This window comes from Paenibacillus filicis (assembly GCF_038070315.1).
Classification (GTDB): domain Bacteria; phylum Bacillota; class Bacilli; order Paenibacillales; family NBRC-103111; genus Paenibacillus_G; species Paenibacillus_G filicis.
The window spans coordinates 38,709-56,327 of record NZ_JBBPCC010000035.1 but is presented as its reverse complement, the minus strand read 5'-3'; the positions used below and the strand labels follow the sequence as shown (position 1 = coordinate 56,327).

Sequence of the window (17,619 nt, the reverse complement as noted above, 5' to 3'; positions counted from 1 at the left end):
ACATGGCTACGATCTGTTCATCCGAGTAAGCTTCGTTATGAGCTTCTGAAAAGGAAAGACCAGTTGAAATGTGCGACAGATGCATGATTTCCTCCTTAAGCCATTCGAACAACGTAAATTGTACGAATTGATTGTATCACGGTCAGGGAGGAATAGACCAAAGCATATTTCCAACAATTATGAAATTTTTAAGGGAGCGTTCACGTATCAGGGAGCACTGGGAAGCGGTTGCTGCCAGGGCTCCCGGAATGCCCCGGAATCGGGTATTTCTGGCAGTCCTTTACTAAAGACAGGATGGAGCCTCCGGATTAGACGGAGACTCTATTTTTATGGCAAGCGAAGGTTTACTTACATTCAAGGGAGCGTGTTTGGGCCATGAAGATGACTGTAGCTAAAAAATTGTACAGCGGATTTTTTTCAGTATTGCTTCTCTTGGCAGTTATAGCCGGAATCAGTTATTATCAGCTAAAGGCCATCGACAAGTCTTATAGCAACTTGATCGAAGACCGGGCCGCCAAAGTTAGCATCATTAAAGATATGGTGCTGACTATTCGGCAGCAGCAATTAATGAACCGCAGCTACCTGCTTACCGGCAGCGACAAGTATCTGAGCGGGCTGGAGAAAGCACGGACCGATTTTACGGCCAAAAGCAATGAGATATCCAAGATGCTGACCGTTACGAAAACCAAGGATTTGCTGAGCGAGATCAACAGGCAGGAGGCCAGGTACAAACAGCTGACGGATCAGGCCATTCAGAGCAAGAAGCAGGGTGACATGAATAGCGTCCTGGACATTATTGAAAACCAGGCCGGTCCGATCGTAGAGGATATTTCCAGGCTTGGGACGGAATTTATCGCTTATCAGCAGGAACAGCTGGATCAGGGAAGCTTGGATAACAGCAATAAGGTCGAATCCACCATCAGCACCCTGCTGCTGATCAGCGTGATTGCCATTCTGGCGGGAGCCGGCATCGCTTTTCTCATCAGCCGGCAAATCTCCCGGCCGATCCTGGCCGTGTCCAGGGCGGCCGAGCGCATCGCTGCAGGGGATTTAACAGAAGAGCCGCTGAGCGTGCGCAACCGTGACGAGATTGGAGAACTGGCCGATTCCTTCAACACGATGACGGATAATTTGAGGCAGATCATCCGGTCTGTACTGAATTCAGCCTCCAGCCTGTCGGCTGCGGCTCAGGAGATTTCGGCCAGCACGGAGGAGATCGCCAGCGGCAGCACGAGTCAGGCTGGGGCCGCACAGACGATTAACCAGCTGTTTAGCGAGCTGTCCTCTGCGATCAACTCGGTTGCCCGGGGGGCGGAGCAGGCTTCGGAATTGACGAGCAATACGATGAGCTTGGCCGAGGAAGGAAGTCAGGTACTCCAGTCGTCGATCGACGGCATGAACGTCATCAGCAGCCAGATGTCCCGTCTGGAAGAGGACTCCAATAAAATCGGGGACATTATCGAGGTGATCGATGATATCGCGGATCAAACGAACCTGCTCGCTCTGAATGCGGCCATCGAGGCGGCTAGAGCCGGCGATCAGGGCAGAGGCTTTGCCGTCGTAGCCGATGAAGTCCGTAAGCTCGCAGAGCGAAGCATCGATGCGACCAAGCAAATCACCGTCATTATCAAAGGCATGCAGCAGAACACCCTGCACAGTATATCAGCCGTCAACGAGGGAGTGACGTATTCGCAAAAAACAGGCGAAGCGTTCGCACGCATTTTCTCGCTGGTTAATGAATCGGCGAGTAAGGTCACGGAGATCGCAGCGGCGAGCGAGGAACAGGCCGCCCAAACCTCGGAAGTCCGGTTTTCCATCGAAAGCATCTCGGCTTCGACCGAGCAGGCAGCGGCAGCCAGCGAGGAAACCGCTTCGGCCGCTCAATCGTTGGCGCTGCTCGCGGAAGAATTGAACAGTGCGGTGGAAATTTTCAAAATCAGGTGATGGAGGAGGACACCCGGGTGGCAGGGGTTGGACGGGAGCAATACATCGAGGTCGGAATCGAATCAGAACGGTATGCCCTCAGAATCGAAGACGTTCATGAGATTATCAAGATGCAGGCCGTCACGGAAATTCCAGGTACCCGTCAAGATGTAAAGGGTGTGGTGAATGTAAGGGGCAATCTGATCACGGTCATCAGCTTGCGCTCGCGCTTCGGTTACCCGGAGGAGGCATATACGAAAGCGACGCGGATTGTCGTCGTGCCTCACCGAGAAGGCATGATGGGTATTATTGTAGACTGCGTGCATCAGGTCACCTCCTTCAGCCGAATTCAGCCCCCTCCTGCGCAGATTACGGGAGAGGACATGGCGTTTTTCTCAGGTGTGGGACAGGGGGATGCTGGTCTTGTATGCATCTTGAGGATGGATGCTTTGCTGCAGCATTCTTAGATTTACAATGATTTTTTACTTGGTCAAGTGCGGCGGACTCATGATAGAATAGCGGTACGGTAAGAAAGAGGGGGGAAGCATGGGGAAAAGTAAAGCATTGCCGCGTATTCCGGTGGGCGAGTACCTCTCGCTGTTCCGCAACTATCTGAGGCCGCAGCGCAAGCGGATGGCGCTGTTGTCGGTGCTGCTGCTGTTCGGCATAGCGCTGCAGCTGGTGAATCCGCAGATTATCCGCTATTTTATCGATACGGCCCAATCGCTATCAAGTGGAACGCCGCTCATCTGGGCGGCTATTCTGTTTATTGGGGTTTCTTTCGTCCAGCAGCTCGTAACTGTATACGCTTCCTATCTGGGAGCGAATGTCGGCTGGATGGCGACCAATCAGCTGCGGAGCGATGTGGCTGCGCACTGTCTGAAGCTGGATATGGCCTTCCACAAGACGCAGACCTCAGGCTCGATTATCGAAAGGGTGGACGGGGACATCAACAACCTGTCCAACTTCTTCTCTCACTTCGCCATCATGCTGGTCAGCAATATGCTGCTGGTAGCCGGGATGCTGGTGCTGCTGTTTCGGGAGGGCTGGCAGATTGGTGGGGGCATGCTGCTCTTCGTTATACTCGCTCTGCTGGCAATCCGCTACATACGCCGGTTGGCCGTACCTCACTGGGGCAAAGTCAGAGAGGTAAGCGCCAGGTTCTACGGGTTCCTGGGCGAGCACCTGGAGGGGACGGAAGATACGAGAGCAAGCGGTGCGACGGGATACGTGATGCACCGTTTTTTTACCCTGATGCGAGAGTGGCTGCCGCTACGGGTGCGGGCGTTCTTCGGCTGGGCTTCGATGTGGATCACGACGATCATCGTATTTACGATCGGCAACGCAGTGGCCTTTGCGGTCAGTTATTTGTTATTTAAGCAGGGCTCCATTTCGCTGGGTACGGTGTATATGATTTTCTATTATACCGAGCTGATGGCCAAGCCGATCGAGCAGATCCGCACGCAGCTGGAAGATTTGCAGAAAGCCGATGCAAGCATCGGGCGTGTGCGCGAGCTGCTGCAGACGAAGTCGTCTATCCGGGACGGAGAAGGGGCTCCGCTGCCTGCCGGCCCATTATCCGTCGCGATGGAGCGAGTGTCCTTCTCCTACGAAGGAGAACAGGCTACGCTGGCGGAGGTGGATTTCCGTCTGCAGCCGGGTCAGGTGCTGGGACTGCTGGGGCGAACCGGAAGCGGGAAGTCGACGCTCGCCCGGCTGCTGCTGCGCTTCTACGATCCGGCTGGCGGACGGATTATGCTCAGCGGCATCGATATCCGGCAGCCCAAGCTGCGGGAGCTGCGCAGCCGGGTAGGGATGGTCACGCAGACCATCGAGCTGTTCCAAGGGACGATTCGGGATAATCTGACCTTTTTCGACGAGAGCGTTGACGATGAGCGGATCATCGGGGTACTCGGCGAGCTGGGATTGAGGGAATGGCTCCTGTCGTTGCCTCAGGGACTGGATACGAGGCTGGATTCCGGGGGCGGAGGACTATCGGCCGGGGAAGCCCAGCTGCTGTCCTTTGCCCGCGTCTTCCTGACCGATCCGGGGCTTGTCATCCTCGATGAAGCCTCATCCAGACTCGATCCGGCAACCGAGCAGCGCATCGAGCAAGCGATGAACAAGCTGCTGCAGGGCCGTACCTGTATCATCATCGCCCATCGGCTGGCTACGATCGAGCGCGCGGACCGTATTCTGGTGCTGGAGCAGGGCCGTGTCGTGGAGGATGGAGAACGGGCTCGTCTGGCTGCCGATCCCGGCTCGCGTTACAGCCGCATGCTGCAGATCGGAATGGAGGAGATGCTGGCATGACGACATTCCGTTTTTTATGGAAGCTGGTCAGCTACCGCAAGGTGCTGTATATGCTGAATGCGTTGGCCTGGTCGCTCATCTATCTGGCCCCGATCGTGCCGGGACTGCTGACGAAGCAGTTTTTCGACGAGTTATCCGGGCACGCCTCTTATACACTGGGGTTGGGCTCGCTGCTCACTCTGCTGCTGATGGCGGCTCTGGCCCGCGTAAGCTTCGTGTTGTTCGGTTTTGTCACAGACGTGCAGTTCCGCTTCCGGATCGGCGCGCTGCTGCGAAGAAATCTGCTGCGCCATGTACTCAAGGAGCCAGGGGCTCGCGCGATTCCAGTATCGCCGGGCGAAGCGATCAGTTCCTTCCGCGACGATGTCGATCAGGTGGAAGAAAGTGTGAGCTGGTCGGTCGATGTGTTGGGGTTTCTCGTCTTTGCCGCCGTATCCTGTGTGCTGCTGATGCGGATTGATGCGCAGATGACCTTGTGGGTATTTCTGCCGCTCATTCTCGTCGTCTCGGCTGCTCAGCTGTCTACGGCTCTGCTGCAGAAGTACCGGGCAGCCAGCCGGGAAGCAACCAGTCAGGTGACGGGCGCGATCAGTGAGATGTTCAGCACGGTTCAGTCCATTCAGGTAGCTGGAGCGGAGGACCGGATGATCCGCCGGTTCCGCAAGCTGAGCGATGAGCGCCGGCAGGCGATGCTGAAGGACACGCTGCTGACGACTTCGCTGGACTCTATATTCTCCAACGCCGTCAACTTGGGGACAGGTCTGATTCTGCTGCTGGCTGCCGAGTCGATGCGTACGGGAGAGTTTACAGTCGGAGACTTCGCGTTGTTCGTGTACTACCTTAGCTTCGTGACGCAATTCATTCAGAATTTCGGCAAGTTCATTACGTATTTCAAAGTAAGCACGGTAGCGAAGAACCGTCTGATGTCACTGCTGCAGGGAGCCGACCCGCAGCTGCTGACCGAGCATCATCCGCTGTACCTGCGAGGCAAGCTGCCTGATCCACAGGAGGACAGCCATACGGCTGGCGGAGGAGTGGAAGCCGGGCGTCTCGAACGGCTGGACCTCGATGGGTTGACCTATATGCATCCGGAGACGGGACGCGGGATTCACGGGGTGAATCTGAGTCTGGAGCGGGGCTCGTTCACCGTGGTCACGGGAAGGGTGGGCTCAGGCAAGACGACGCTGGTGCGGACGCTGCTTGGATTGCTGCCGAAGCAGGAGGGAGACATCCGATGGAACGGGAGGCCTATCGCCGATCCCGGAACCCACTTTATTCCTCCGCACAGTGCATATACGCCGCAAATCCCCCGGTTGTACAGCGATACACTGCGCAACAATATTCTACTCGGGCTGAATGCCGATGAGGAACGAATGGAGCGCGCGATCCGTTCGGCGGTGCTGGAGGACGATGTGGAACGGCTGCCGGATGGGCTGGGCACCGTGATCGGCCCCCGCGGAGTGAAGCTTTCCGGCGGCCAGGCCCAGCGCTCGGCGGCGGCACGGATGTTCGTCCGCGAGGCGGAGCTGCTCGTCTTCGACGATCTGTCCAGCGCTCTGGACGTGGATACCGAGAGCAAGCTGTGGGACCGTCTGGCCGAGCTGCGCGCAGGGACGACCTGTCTGGTCGTGTCCCACCGCAAGGCAGCCTTGTCCCGAGCGGACCGGATCATCGTGATGAATCAGGGCCGGATCGAGGCCGAAGGGACACTGGAGGAATTGCTGGTTACGAGCGAGGAGCTAAGAAGCATCTGGTACGGCTCGGAAGATCGTGATTCGGATTCGCGGAAGTGATCCGTACGATATTTCCCGGGCAAGCGCAGAAATCGACAGGATCCAAGCACTCGTGGGGAGAGAAAGTCTCTGCTCTGCGGAACATCATGGGAATGGACCCTGGAGTGGGGCAGAATGAAGAACAGGTTTGGTCCATGCCATGAATCTCAATGTAGAAGGATGCGATACTATGCTTACTCCAGTGACGCTTCGGGGCTCTCTAGTCTCCCTGGAGCCTATGTCGATAGACCATGTACCTGATCTATGCTCCGCTGGCTCGGAAGACAGGTCAACTTACGGATATACGAATGTGCCGGATGGAGCGGACGAGACTAAGCGCTATGTCGAAGGCGCGCTACAGTCCTTGGAGAAAGGCCGGGCACTGCCATTTGCGGTTCGCCATCTGGAGACGGGACGTATTGTGGGAACGACAAGGTTTCTGGATCTTGAAGTGTTCTCATGGCCTCCTCCGTGGCCGCCCGGTGTTGCCACCGGACCTTCACCTTCGGATGAGAACCCGCCAACCGTAGCCGAAATCGGGAGCACTTGGTTTGCCTCCTCGGTACAGCGCAGCGGCGTCAACACCGAATGCAAGCTTCTGATGCTTGCTCACGCATTTGACTCATGGCATACGGTTAGAGTTACACTCAAGACCGATGCCCGCAACGAACGGTCCCGTTCTGCTATACAGCGGCTAGGCGCTGCGTTTGAGGGTGTCCGCAGGGCACATGTCCCCGCCAGTGACGGAGGGATCAGGAATACGGCGTATTATTCCATCCTCGCGGAGGAGTGGCCCGCGGTGCGTACGAATCTTCTGGCGCGCCTCCACAGAGCTTGAACCGCGTAACCCCCTGGATATATGTATAAAAAAGCTGGAGATGATTCCTGGATGTTCAGGGATCATCTTTTTTTAATTTCCCTTTGAGCGCTGCATGAATCGTAATTTCCTCACTAACAAAGTTCCTACTTTCTATTAAAAAATTGTCTTTTTCTCTCGTTTAGCGGCAGGATAGCCCGTTTTCATCATATCTTAACATCACCCTCGGAAGTCCTGCGTCTATAATGATTTTTAAAAAGATGAGCATGCATATCCATGATACCGTCGGGTTGTCCAATCACTGGTGCCCTTACGTGCATAGTGAGGATATTGAATCCTTCGAGCGCTTTTTGCCAGCGATCGCAGCAGCCCCGCTCAAAGTTTTTGAGTTAAAACCAAACTGCTCGCCAGAAGATATTAAGACTAGCGTGCAAATGCTGCGAACCCGTCTATCCGCCCGCTAAGTTTTCAAAGGGGAGTAAACCAATGACACAGGAATTATGGCTGCAGTTGGCTGAACTTTACGCACCAACGATGTATTTGGATGAGCATGAGCCTTTCAAGCCGATCCGGGTCGGCATCTCTTATCTGGAAGAGAAGGGGCCTTCTCCTTCCTTTGCAAGACAGCTTAACTTTGAACCGGAACAAGTCAAAGGCGTGCTCGAATATGCTGTTTACTGGGACTATGATATTCAGCATTTGTATGATTTGGAGCATGTCTGGGTAAACATCGGACATCAAGGCGAAGTGGTGCGCTGCGAAGCGAGCTTCCACGGCAAGTACTTCTTGGGATTATTGCCTGACCGCAGCAATCTGGAGCAGGAGACGCATGTGAAGCTCTTGGTTCAGGCAGGCAAGCATGCTTTTTCCCCCATCCCCGAGCTGTTTCAGCTGCACCCGGATGTTCCGGCTTTTACGGACGAAAGGGCTGGTGTAGGCGGTGTCCTTGTACCGGACATGTTTACCGGCAGTTTTGCCGCAGATGAACGGTTAAATGAGCTGGCTGAACAGCATTTGCGGACCTTTCGCTTTCAGGCTGCCAATCGTTATTGGAAATATGAATGGCCGGACGGCATCTTCGTCACGTGGCAGCAGTTGAAGCATGAGATTCCTGTTCGCATGAATGAGTTACTGAGGCGGATTTCGGATGAATCCAATGATTAAACTGGAGGGTAAACCAATGATAATTAAAATGAGAACTTTGACGTGGGCGCTTGTACTGACAATGTTAGCAACGATTCCCTTAGTTCCAAGAGCTGAGGCGGCTGTCATCGGTCATGACCAAGTAACTGGATTCGCAGAAGTGACTCCCACCACGACTACTCAAAAAGCGGCGAAGCTGTTTCAACCTACGTTGAAGGTGACTACCGCATGTGTGCCTTTTCCTGCTGTAGATGCGCAAGGGAATACAAGTGGAGGCTTAAAACCTACCGGAGGGGCTAGCAGCGGCTGCAGTTCCAACACCGGACAAGTATATGCACGTTCAACATGGTACAATGGAGTATGGGCCATTATGTATGCTTGGTATTTCCCTAAGGATGAATCCTCTCCGGGAATGGGTCATAGACATGACTGGGAAGCAGCTGTCGTGTGGGTTGACGATCCAGCCGTTGACAATCCGAAAATACTGTCTATTGCTTATTCTCAGCACGGAAAATTTACAAAGGAAGCTCCAAGCGGATCCAACACGAATGGAACTCATCCTAAGGTTGAATATAAAAGTATTTGGCCGTTAAACAATTGCTTGTATCCTACGAATCAAACCGGCGGAACTCAACCGTTAATCGGCTGGGACGATTTAACTTCCGCCGCAAGGGATGCATTAAATACGACCGATTTCGTGGATGCCAATGTTCCTTTGAACGACACGAATTTTACGAAGAATTTAGGTAAAGCTTGGTTTCAATAAGTAAGACTTAACTTTTATCTAAAAAAAGATACCCACAGACTAGCACTTGTCTCTAAGTGTCCAGTCTGTGGGTATACGTGTTATCGTTGTTCCGGTTTGCCCAAGGCAGGCTGCCCATGTGCCGAATCAAGGCTTTTGGCGCGGGACGACGGTCAGCAGATACGGCTCGGATACATCCAGCACATTCTCCTTGGAGTCGATCGTCTTGATCTCTATCTTCACGGCCCCTGGCTTAGCATAATACTCCTTGGGCAGGCTGATGCTTAGAGAGGATTCGCTAAGCCAATTGGTCGTGAACGGCTTGCCGTTTACGAAGGCAACGGAGCCTTGTCCGAAGCGTCCGCCTTCGATATGTACCATCACAGGACCTTTGCCGTCGCCGCCTTCCGGGAGGACGAGCGGCGAGAGGCTGCGGATTTCCGGCTTGCCGTAGCCGAGGATGAACGGGGGCCGGTTGGCAATCGCCTCTGCTGCGTTCTGCTGTTCGTGCTCGAAGCGCTGCCGCTGGCGGTTCTGCCAGTCATCTGCGAGACCTCGGTCGATGCCCAGCCTGTCGTAATCTTCTTCAGGTGGCAGGATCGGCATCTTCGGGTAAAGTCCGCTCAAATAATCGTTGTAAACGCCGCCCTCCAGGCCTGCCAGCTTCAGAATATACGGTCCCAGGAATGCCGGGCTCATGTCCAGCTGGTCGCGGGGAAGCTCCGGCATGTAGTTGTTCCAGACCAGCACCGGAACCTCATGCATCTTGCGGAGGAAATCAGGATCATCCTCACCGCTGATGTATCCCGTCTCGGTGTAAACCTTATTTTTCTCCAGCGAGGGGAGATGATCGCCGAAGAACACGAGAATCGTCGGCTCCTTCACCTGGCTGAAATGAACGACCAGCTCCTGCAGCATCCGGTCTGCGCCCTGGGCGCCCTGGGCATAGGTCTCCGCGATGCCGACGGCTTCGGCGGAGGCGTGCCCCTTGTCCTTGACCTCGATCGTATTGCTCTTGAATTTACCGGGCCAGTAGTGGTAATGATTTTCCATCGTATTGGCGAAGATCAGATCCGCACCGGGACTGCGCTCGCTTTCCTCAATAATTCGCTTGGCCACTGCATGATCCCCGATATAGGGCCCTACGTATTCATCCGGATTGAAATACTCCAGACTGATAAACTTGGAGAAGCCCATATGTCTGTAAACCTCAGAGCTATTGAAGAACCATTGGTGAAACGGGCTAATCGCAGTCGTTGTGTAACCCTGCTTGGACAGCTGACTGGCCAGTGAAGCGGTCGGCTGCTTGAGAAATTGCTCGTAGACGATCGACTCCGGCGGGAAAAACCGATAGGAGTAGCCGGTCAGCACCTCCAGCTCGACATTGGCGGTGCCTCCTCCGAACATCGGCGAGAGCATCGTGCCGGAGGTGTAGCGCTTGGCCAGTTCGTGGTACATCGGGATCGGATCCCGACTGAACTCGAACGTCGGCAGCTTGGTCACATCCCAGAACGATTCGCTAAGGACAATGATAATGTTGGGCTTCTTGGCCAGCTCCTCAGTTGTCCAGTCAGACACATGCTCGATCACAGGGAGCGGAGGCGGCAGATCTGGCTGGGGTTGCAGCCGTTCCGATGTTGGAAGCAGCAGGAGCACGAGCGACATCACGGTCGCGGACATAGTGCGGATGGAAGGACGCATGGGCTTTCTCCTAGCTGGAATCGTTTTCTTTTATAGACAGACGGACAGGATTCATCCGGGCGAGCTCGCTGTTTCGTAAGATTTATTATAGCATGTCTTGTCAAGAGATAGCGGGAAGATCTTAGGTCTTTAGACTGATCTGGCGCATGGCGTAACCGTTCCGTTACTGTAGCGTCAGCGTGCACACATTTCCCTTCCAACTGAAAATACGATATGATTAAAAATGAGTAAAACTGTATAAACCGAATAAGAGGAAAACGATCATTTCGGTGCGCTTGTGGAGGGGAACGTTCTGGATACTTACGCCTGCCTGTATGTCATCCGTGGGGAGCCGTTTCGCTCGGGTACGTGTCTAGATCTCATTTCGGATGAGACGGTGATCGGACGGGCGACAACCAGCGACGCTCCGGATTTTGCATTTTCTAACGCCTTTATTTCCAGAAAGCACGCGGTAATCCGCCGGGAAGGGGACAAGGCTGTTTTATATGACCTTGGCTCGCGTCACGGGACGGAGCTGAACGGAGCGATGGTAAAGCCGCATGTCGGTTATCCGCTGCAGTCTTTCGATATCGTCAAGCTGGCGAAAGGCATGACCGTGCTTCATTTCTCGTATATATTCGCCGATCAGACTCTGGAATTCGAGCCGCTTAGTCTGACGCAGCATCTGCAGCTGCCGGATAAGCCAATCGCTCCATCTCCCGTTATCGTGTGGGAGAAACGTGAGTGCGTCGTCGACGGCAGACGGATCGCCATGTCGGAGAAGGAATATTTGCTGCTTCAACTGCTGCATGAACAAGCTGACCGGCTTGTAGCCATTGAGGAAATCAAGCGCACGGTCTGGCCTGAGCGCTCCACCGGAGCGGAAGGGGTTCCCGATGTGACGATGGACGAGCTGAATGCGCTGGTCTATCGGATTCGCAAGAAGTTCGGGAAGGATACGTTCGCTATCAGCGCTGTCAGAGGCAGCGGATACATGCTGGAATTAGATTCTATATAAGCAAACAGCCTTCAGGAGGCTGAAGAAGAAGGGAAGGGCGCCTGTGCGTTATATTGAAGTTGAACCATCCGGACCGCTGCAAGGAACCGTAAGCATACCTGGGTCGAAGAACAGCTCGCTGGCTCTGCTCGCTGCAGCATGTCTGGCCGACGATATCGTCAGGCTGGAAGGCATACCGAACATCGACGATGTGAAGGTGATCGCCCGGATCGGGCAGGAGATTGGTCTGAGCCTGGAGAGGAAGGCATCCGGAGAGCTCTGGATAGACCCACGCTACATACATAGCGCCACGATCGATCCCGGCAAAGCCGGATCGTACCGCGCTTCTTATTATTTTGTCGGAGCGCTGCTGGCCAAGTTCGGCAGGGTAAGGCTAGGATTCCCGGGCGGGGACGATTTCTCCAAACGGCCGATTGATCAGCATATCAAGGCGTTCCAAGCGCTCGGCGCTAAGACCGTCTTCGCCGAGGATTATTATGAGGTGGAAGCCAAGGAACTGATCGGCGGAGATATTTACTTCGACACGATCACGTCCGGGGCGACGATCAATGCTATGCTGGCTGCCGTGCGGGCCAAGGGCCGGACCCATCTGTATCACGCAGCCGTTGACCCGGAGGTTGTGGATACGGCGGCATTCCTGAATTCGCTGGGCGCACGTATCTATGGGGCCGGCACCGACCGCATCCGGATTGAAGGCGTGCCTTATCTAAACGGCGGGTTTCATACCGTGATCCCGGACCGGCTGATTGCGGGTGCGTTTCTGATGGCTGCAGGCATAACGGGTGGAACCGTAACCGTGAATGACGTCATCCCGGAGCACATGGGTTCCTGTCTAGCCAAGCTGGAGGAATGCGGTCTGGGGCTGGATGTTCACGAGAACAGCATCACCGCATACGGCGGCGCGCCGATCCGGGCTTCGCGCATTCGCACCTCTATGTATCCCGGCTTTGCTACCGATCTGCAGCAGCCGATGACCGCTCTGCTGACCCGGGCACAAGGCAAGAGTATTATCACCGAGCGGGTCTACCCGAACCGGTTCAATCATGTGCCGCAGCTGCGCCGGATGGGAGCGGACATTGAGGTGCGCCAGGAGAGTGCCTTTATTCGTGGAGGAAGGCCGCTGACCGGCGGCTGGGTACATGCCACGGACGTGCGGGCAGGTACTTGTCTGGTACTGGCGGGACTCGCTTCCGAAGGCAAAACCTTCATCACCGGCGTCGAGCATCTGGAGCGTGGCTACGACGATGCTATCGGAAGCTTCGCCTCCCTGGGCGCGAGCTTGAAGCTGGCCGAGGCCGACCAAGATCCTCTGCAGGCGGCTTATTAATCGTCCTCTCGGGAAAGGGCGGCAACGGAAGGAGGATGGACGTGGCATTTCTATGGGCATACGCCTTGCTGATCAATGCAATCGGACTCATTCTAATGGCCGTCGATAAGGGCAAGGCCAGGAGGAAGGCTTGGCGGATTCCGGAAAAGCAATTGTTCCTGGTAGCCGCTGCCGGTGGCTCGGGAGGTATGTGGGTCGGGATGCGGATGTGGCGTCATAAGACGAAGCATCGCTCGTTTACTTTCGGCATCCCGGCTATTTTTATCGTGCAGGTGGTGGCGATCCTGGCGATATGGGGCAACCAGCTTCCTCACTAAGGAATCGCTGACCAGCAACGACTATACGGATATTTTTCCTTGGCGTATTGTCTATTCGCCCGCTTCCTGAATAGGATGAAGCAATCACTTATTCAGGGAAAGGGAGACAGACCATGCCCGCATACCGTATCATCGTCGATCTGTCCGATAGAAGGCTGCATCTGCTGGATGGCAATCTGGTCGTGCAATCCTACCCAATCGGCGTTGGCACAATATTGACCCAGACACCGCAGGGGGAATATAGCATCATTAACAAGCAGCCGAATCCTGGCGGACCTTTCGGGGTTTTCTGGATGGGGCTGTCCCGGCCGCATTATGGGATTCACGGGACGAATAACCCTGCGTCGATCGGCACGATGGCTTCCCATGGCTGCATCCGCATGTTCAACGAGGATGTGCTGGCGCTAGCTAGGCTGGTACCGATCGGGACCCGGGTAACGATCAGGCAATGATAGCTTCGGCTGTGAGATCGCTCACATCAATTCCTTAACTTTTACTTTACAATAGATTCTATGGTAAGGTGGAGTCAGGTTCTATGACTGCGTATAGCTGTCCTCAATGACGGGAATACTGGTGGACACGCAACCGTTACTTGGAAATTTTTGCCGAATGGAGTGGGTGCGAGTATGCAACATACGTTTTTGATGGTGAAGCCGGACGGCGTCAGACGCCAACTGATCGGTAACATTGTGCGGCGCTTTGAGAACAGAGGTTTTGTACTCGTCGGCGCGAAGATGATGACGATTTCGAGGGAACAAGCGGAACGGCACTATGGGCAGCATAAGGAAAAGCCTTTTTTCGGAGAACTGGTTGATTTTATTACATCGGGACCTGTCTTCGCGATGATCTGGCGAGGCGATAATCTGATCGAGGTTTCCCGGATTATGATGGGCAAGACGAATCCGCTGGAAGCGGCGCCAGGCACGATACGCGGCGATTTCGCGACGTATGTCGGCGAGAACGTCATTCACGGCTCGGATTCGCCGGAAAGCGCCGAGCGGGAACTGGAGAATTTCTTCTCAACGGACGAGCTGCTGGCTGCAGGCGTGCTGTCTTCGGCGACAGACCGGATCGTCATTAATCATGTATAGCAGAGGCTGGCGCCCCAGGGCGCCGGCTTTTTTTGTTGAGGTCGAACAGATCACGTTCAGACTTCGGCCTATTGTTGATTCCCTGTAAAAATCCGGAATCGGCAATGGGAAATTTGAACTTTCCGCCAAAAAGCGATACATTGTAGGATAGGGTTTCCAAACCGTTTCAAAGGAGAGAATGATATGCGTGATCCAAGACTCAAACAATTTGCCAAAAACTTGGTGAGATATTCCATTGACCTGCAACCCGGTGAAAACGTGCTGATCGAAATGATCGGGCTGCGCGACCAAGAATTGACCCGGTGTCTAATTGAAGAGGTTTATGCGGCCGGTGGACATCCGTTCCTGGAGTTCCGTCATCCCGAGGTGACGCGGAGTCTGATGCTCGGCGGAACGGAGGAGCTGTACACGCAGCTGGCCGAGCTGGAGCTGAACCGGATGAAGAAGATGCATGCTTATCTGGCGGTGCGCAGCGGGGATAACATCACGGAGACGTCCGATGTGCCGGCGGAGAAGATGAGCCTGTATACGAAGCTGTTCCAGCGTCCGGTGACCGACTGGCGCGTCAATCATACCAAGTGGTGCATTATGCGCTACCCGAACCCATCTATGGCCCAACTGGCGAATACGAGCACGGAAGCGTTCGAGGATTTCTACTTCCAAGTATGCAATCTGGATTACAGCAAAATGTCGGCTGCGATGGATGCGCTCGTGGCTCGGATGGAACGGACCAAGGAAGTGCGTCTGCTCGGTCCTGGCGCGACCGATCTGACCTTCTCTATCGAAGGAATCCCTGCGATCAAGTGCGCAGGCAAGATGAATATTCCAGATGGCGAGGTGTTCACGGCTCCGGTGAAGACTTCGGTGAACGGCGTTATCGCCTACAACGCGCCAACGATCTATCAGGGGACATCCTTCGAGAACATCACCCTGCGGTTCGAGAATGGCAAGATCGTGGAAGCGACGAGCAGCGATACGAAGAAGCTGAACGAAATTCTTGATACCGATGAAGGCTCGCGTTACATCGGCGAGTTCGCTATAGGCGTCAATCCATATATTCAGAAGCCGATGAAGGATATTTTGTTCGACGAAAAGATCGACGGCAGCATCCACTTTACGCCAGGTAACGCCTATGAGGATGCCGATAACACGAACCGTTCGTCGGTTCACTGGGATATGGTATTGATCCAGCGTCCGGAATACGGCGGCGGCGAGATTTACTTCGACGGTGAATTGGTGCGCAAGGACGGCAGATTCGTCGTGGCCGATCTCGAGCCTCTAAACCCTGAGAACTTGAAGTAATGTGCGGCTGTCCGATAACGAATTGAGGAACTGGGGAGCATCATCATGAGGAAGCTAGTGGAGACCGCTGCCGTTACCGGAGCGGGCGGAGCTTTGTTTATGCTGCTGCATATCCCGCTGCCCTGGATGCTCGGGCCGCTGACGGCCGTGATGCTGTGGCAGGGGCTGGTCAAGCGGCAGGTTCAGTGGCCGGTGGCGATGAGGAACGGTGGCTTGCTCATTCTCGGGTATGGCATGGGGCTATCTGTTACGATGGACAGCCTACGCCAGATCGCGGGCCAGCTGCCCTCCATGCTGGGGGCGACCGTGCTTACCGTCGCCTTCAGTCTGCTGATGGCAGCTTGGATTGCCAGAGCGACGGGGATTACCTTAGCCAGCAGCCTCGTAGGCAGCGTACCCGGCGGGCTGTCGCAGATGGTCGTGCTCGGCGAAGAGATTCCCGGCGCGGACAAGACCATCGTGACGTTTATGCAGACGATCCGGCTGCTCGCCGTTATTTTTATCGTACCATTCCTTGCGGTGCACGGGCTTGCTGGATCTGGCGGACTGTCAGGAACCGCCGGAGCAGCAAGTGCAGTGGCAGCAGGGGCGTCTTGGATGACTGTACCTTGGACGAAGGCTCTGCTCGCACTTGCCGCCGCGGTAGCTGCGGCTTGGGCGGCAGGGAAGCTGCGCATGCCGACACCTTGGTTCTTAGGCCCGATTATCGTACTCGCGGTGCTGACGGTCGGAGGCTGGGAGCCGCCGCATCTGCCGCCATCCGTCTCACTGGTTGCCCAGTGGAGTCTGGGCGTCTACCTCGGGGCAGGCATCCGTCTGCAGTCGCTGGGCTCATGGCGCAGGCTATTGCCTTACTCCCTTGCAGGAGGTATTGCCGTCGTCGGATTCTGCTTCCTGCTCGCGTATGTGTTCAGCTTGTTCCAGCCGATCGGGCTCGGGACAGCGTTCCTGAGTGTGGCCCCCGGAGGTATGACGGAGATGGGCGTGACGGCGACTCTGGTCCAGGCTGATGTTTCGATGGTCGTTGCTTACCAGATGTTTCGCATCTTATTCATCCTGTTTCTTGTTCCTTATCTGATTAGGTGGGCGTTCCGTCATCATGCCAAGTCATCCGGTTAAATGTACACCGATCCACTCAAAAAGGCGCTTGCCCCGATATATGACGGGGCAAGCGCCTTTTTTGACTATTGCTTATACATTCAGCAACAAGAGAACAATCGAGGTTAGGCTGAAGCAGGCATTGATCAGGCATAGAAACAGCACGACCTGCTTAGGGTTCAGACCGCTGCGCAGCAGCCGGTAGTGGGCTTGGGTCGCATCGGCCTGGTAGATAGGCTTGCCGTTGCGAATACGCTTGATCACGACAAAGATATTATCGAAGATCGGGACGCCGAGCGCTAGAATCGGGATGGCCAGCGACAGCATGGTCGCGCCCTTGAAGGCGCCGTCTAGCGCGACGACGGCCAGCAGGAAGCCGAAGAGCGTCGCTCCCGCATCGCCCATGAATACTTTGGCCGGCGGCTTGTTGTAACGGAGGTAGGCAACAGCGGCCCCGACGAGAATGATCGCCATCATGGCCGAGTCCGACTGGCCCTTCGCCAGTGCGACGACGAACAGCGTAACGGCTGAGATGGCGGAAAGTCCGCCCGCGAGCCCGTCCATGCCGTCCATGAAGTTAATGACCGTCGTCACGCCGAAAATCCACATAATCGTCAGTGTGAATTGCAGCCATACCGGAAGCAGCACGTCCTGACCAGTGAACGGGTTATTGAAGCCATAGAACACGACGCCGGATTGATAGACGATAACGGCAGCGGACAATTGAACAATCAGCTTCGGCCACGCCGCCAGCTCCTTGCCCCGGGTCTTGTACCAGTCATCGACGAGACCAACTCCTAGTATTAGCAGAGAAGCGAGGAGCAGGGACAAGGAGCCGTTGCCTTCCAAAGGAACAAATGCCGCATATGCAATGACGAATCCGGCGAAGATGGCGAGCCCTGCAGTCAGAGGGATCGGATCACGATGGATTTTGCGTTCGATGTCGGGTTTGGGCTTGTCCACAAAATCAATGCGGAAGGCCAGCTTGCGAAGGGGAGGAATCAACAGCAGCACGACAAGAAAAGAGACCATAAAGGCGGCCAAGTAAAGAATAGGAATCCCCTCCAGGTTAT

Annotated in this window: 17 protein-coding genes; 15 read left to right on the top strand and 2 right to left on the bottom strand. The window is 55.1% G+C overall.

All coding sequences use genetic code 11. From position 1 onward, the window contains the following. Window positions 1–375 precede the first annotated feature (375 nt). From WMW72_RS33500 to WMW72_RS33465, 8 genes are all read left to right on the top strand, one after another. Window positions 376–1,944 (top strand): methyl-accepting chemotaxis protein, encoded by a 1,569-nt coding sequence (locus WMW72_RS33500; protein ID WP_341419931.1) that lies wholly within the window; start codon window positions 376–378, stop codon window positions 1,942–1,944. A 17-nt stretch (window positions 1,945–1,961) separates the two neighbouring features. Beyond that, window positions 1,962–2,390 carry a chemotaxis protein CheW gene (locus tag WMW72_RS33495; protein WP_341419930.1) on the top strand — a complete coding sequence of 143 codons (429 nt, stop codon included), beginning with the start codon at window positions 1,962–1,964 and terminating at the stop codon, window positions 2,388–2,390. 79 nt (window positions 2,391–2,469) lie between these two features. Continuing rightward, entirely contained in the window at window positions 2,470–4,236 is a 1,767-nt protein-coding gene (locus WMW72_RS33490) for an ABC transporter ATP-binding protein (RefSeq protein ID WP_341419929.1), read from the top strand. Then, complete coding sequence (locus tag WMW72_RS33485; RefSeq protein ID WP_341419928.1) at window positions 4,233–6,029, top strand: ABC transporter ATP-binding protein; 1,797 nt, start codon at window positions 4,233–4,235, stop codon at window positions 6,027–6,029. Before WMW72_RS33490 ends, WMW72_RS33485 begins: the two co-directional genes overlap by 4 nt. Before the next feature lie 169 nt (window positions 6,030–6,198). Beyond that, the gene (locus WMW72_RS33480) at window positions 6,199–6,846 is read left to right on the top strand and encodes a GNAT family N-acetyltransferase (protein ID WP_341419927.1); all 648 of its coding nucleotides are present in this window, start codon (window positions 6,199–6,201) and stop codon (window positions 6,844–6,846) included. Window positions 6,847–7,091: 245 nt separating this feature from the next. After that, the gene (locus WMW72_RS33475) at window positions 7,092–7,289 is read left to right on the top strand and encodes a hypothetical protein (protein WP_341419926.1); all 198 of its coding nucleotides are present in this window, start codon (window positions 7,092–7,094) and stop codon (window positions 7,287–7,289) included. Between the two features lie 22 nt (window positions 7,290–7,311). Beyond that, complete coding sequence (locus WMW72_RS33470; RefSeq protein WP_341419925.1) at window positions 7,312–7,989, top strand: NPP1 family protein; 678 nt, start codon at window positions 7,312–7,314, stop codon at window positions 7,987–7,989. Between the two features lie 28 nt (window positions 7,990–8,017). Beyond that, window positions 8,018–8,734: an NPP1 family protein gene (locus WMW72_RS33465; protein WP_341419934.1), complete on the top strand. Its 717-nt coding sequence runs from the start codon at window positions 8,018–8,020 to the stop codon at window positions 8,732–8,734. 126 nt (window positions 8,735–8,860) lie between these two features. Here WMW72_RS33465 and WMW72_RS33460 read toward each other — a convergent pair whose 3' ends face one another. Continuing rightward, window positions 8,861–10,414 carry an LTA synthase family protein gene (locus WMW72_RS33460; RefSeq protein ID WP_341419924.1) on the bottom strand — a complete coding sequence of 518 codons (1,554 nt, stop codon included), beginning with the start codon at window positions 10,412–10,414 and terminating at the stop codon, window positions 8,861–8,863. Between the two features lie 277 nt (window positions 10,415–10,691). Here WMW72_RS33460 and WMW72_RS33455 point away from each other — a divergent pair, with 277 nt between their 5' ends. The 7 genes from WMW72_RS33455 (at window position 10,692) to WMW72_RS33425 (ending at window position 16,567) form a co-directional block, all read left to right on the top strand. Continuing rightward, on the top strand, window positions 10,692–11,411 hold the full coding sequence (locus WMW72_RS33455; protein WP_341419923.1) for an FHA domain-containing protein: 720 nt from the start codon (window positions 10,692–10,694) through the stop codon (window positions 11,409–11,411). Window positions 11,412–11,454: 43 nt separating this feature from the next. After that, window positions 11,455–12,738 carry a UDP-N-acetylglucosamine 1-carboxyvinyltransferase gene (gene murA, locus WMW72_RS33450; RefSeq protein WP_341419922.1) on the top strand — a complete coding sequence of 428 codons (1,284 nt, stop codon included), beginning with the start codon at window positions 11,455–11,457 and terminating at the stop codon, window positions 12,736–12,738. A gap of 41 nt (window positions 12,739–12,779) precedes the next feature. Then, window positions 12,780–13,055, top strand: coding sequence for a DUF1294 domain-containing protein (locus WMW72_RS33445; RefSeq protein WP_341419921.1), 276 nt, complete (start codon window positions 12,780–12,782; stop codon window positions 13,053–13,055). Window positions 13,056–13,168: 113 nt separating this feature from the next. Next, complete coding sequence (locus WMW72_RS33440) at window positions 13,169–13,507, top strand: L,D-transpeptidase (RefSeq protein ID WP_341419920.1); 339 nt, start codon at window positions 13,169–13,171, stop codon at window positions 13,505–13,507. A gap of 174 nt (window positions 13,508–13,681) precedes the next feature. Then, complete coding sequence (ndk, locus tag WMW72_RS33435) at window positions 13,682–14,146, top strand: nucleoside-diphosphate kinase (RefSeq protein ID WP_341419919.1); 465 nt, start codon at window positions 13,682–13,684, stop codon at window positions 14,144–14,146. Window positions 14,147–14,329: 183 nt separating this feature from the next. Then, window positions 14,330–15,448, top strand: a complete 1,119-nt coding sequence (locus WMW72_RS33430) for an aminopeptidase (protein WP_341419918.1) — start codon at window positions 14,330–14,332, stop codon at window positions 15,446–15,448. Window positions 15,449–15,493: 45 nt separating this feature from the next. Further along, window positions 15,494–16,567 (top strand): AbrB family transcriptional regulator, encoded by a 1,074-nt coding sequence (locus tag WMW72_RS33425; protein ID WP_341419917.1) that lies wholly within the window; start codon window positions 15,494–15,496, stop codon window positions 16,565–16,567. 72 nt (window positions 16,568–16,639) lie between these two features. Here the strand turns inward: WMW72_RS33425 and WMW72_RS33420 are convergent, their stop codons facing one another. Further along, the gene (locus tag WMW72_RS33420) at window positions 16,640–17,578 is read right to left on the bottom strand and encodes an MraY family glycosyltransferase (protein ID WP_341419916.1); all 939 of its coding nucleotides are present in this window, start codon (window positions 17,576–17,578) and stop codon (window positions 16,640–16,642) included. Window positions 17,579–17,619 lie beyond the last annotated feature (41 nt).

Coding starts and splice junctions, on each gene's coding strand:
- WMW72_RS33465 (WP_341419934.1), top strand. CDS start 8,018: ATGAGAACTTTGACGTGGGCGCTTGTACTGACAATGTTAGCAACGATT.
- WMW72_RS33485 (WP_341419928.1), top strand. CDS start 4,233: ATGACGACATTCCGTTTTTTATGGAAGCTGGTCAGCTACCGCAAGGTG.
- WMW72_RS33480 (WP_341419927.1), top strand. CDS start 6,199: ATGCTTACTCCAGTGACGCTTCGGGGCTCTCTAGTCTCCCTGGAGCCT.
- WMW72_RS33430 (WP_341419918.1), top strand. CDS start 14,330: ATGCGTGATCCAAGACTCAAACAATTTGCCAAAAACTTGGTGAGATAT.
- WMW72_RS33470 (WP_341419925.1), top strand. CDS start 7,312: ATGACACAGGAATTATGGCTGCAGTTGGCTGAACTTTACGCACCAACG.
- WMW72_RS33500 (WP_341419931.1), top strand. CDS start 376: ATGAAGATGACTGTAGCTAAAAAATTGTACAGCGGATTTTTTTCAGTA.
- WMW72_RS33440 (WP_341419920.1), top strand. CDS start 13,169: ATGCCCGCATACCGTATCATCGTCGATCTGTCCGATAGAAGGCTGCAT.
- WMW72_RS33475 (WP_341419926.1), top strand. CDS start 7,092: ATGCATATCCATGATACCGTCGGGTTGTCCAATCACTGGTGCCCTTAC.
- WMW72_RS33490 (WP_341419929.1), top strand. CDS start 2,470: ATGGGGAAAAGTAAAGCATTGCCGCGTATTCCGGTGGGCGAGTACCTC.
- WMW72_RS33460 (WP_341419924.1), bottom strand. CDS start 10,414: ATGCGTCCTTCCATCCGCACTATGTCCGCGACCGTGATGTCGCTCGTG.
- WMW72_RS33420 (WP_341419916.1), bottom strand. CDS start 17,578: ATGGTCTCTTTTCTTGTCGTGCTGCTGTTGATTCCTCCCCTTCGCAAG.
- ndk (WP_341419919.1), top strand. CDS start 13,682: ATGCAACATACGTTTTTGATGGTGAAGCCGGACGGCGTCAGACGCCAA.
- WMW72_RS33425 (WP_341419917.1), top strand. CDS start 15,494: ATGAGGAAGCTAGTGGAGACCGCTGCCGTTACCGGAGCGGGCGGAGCT.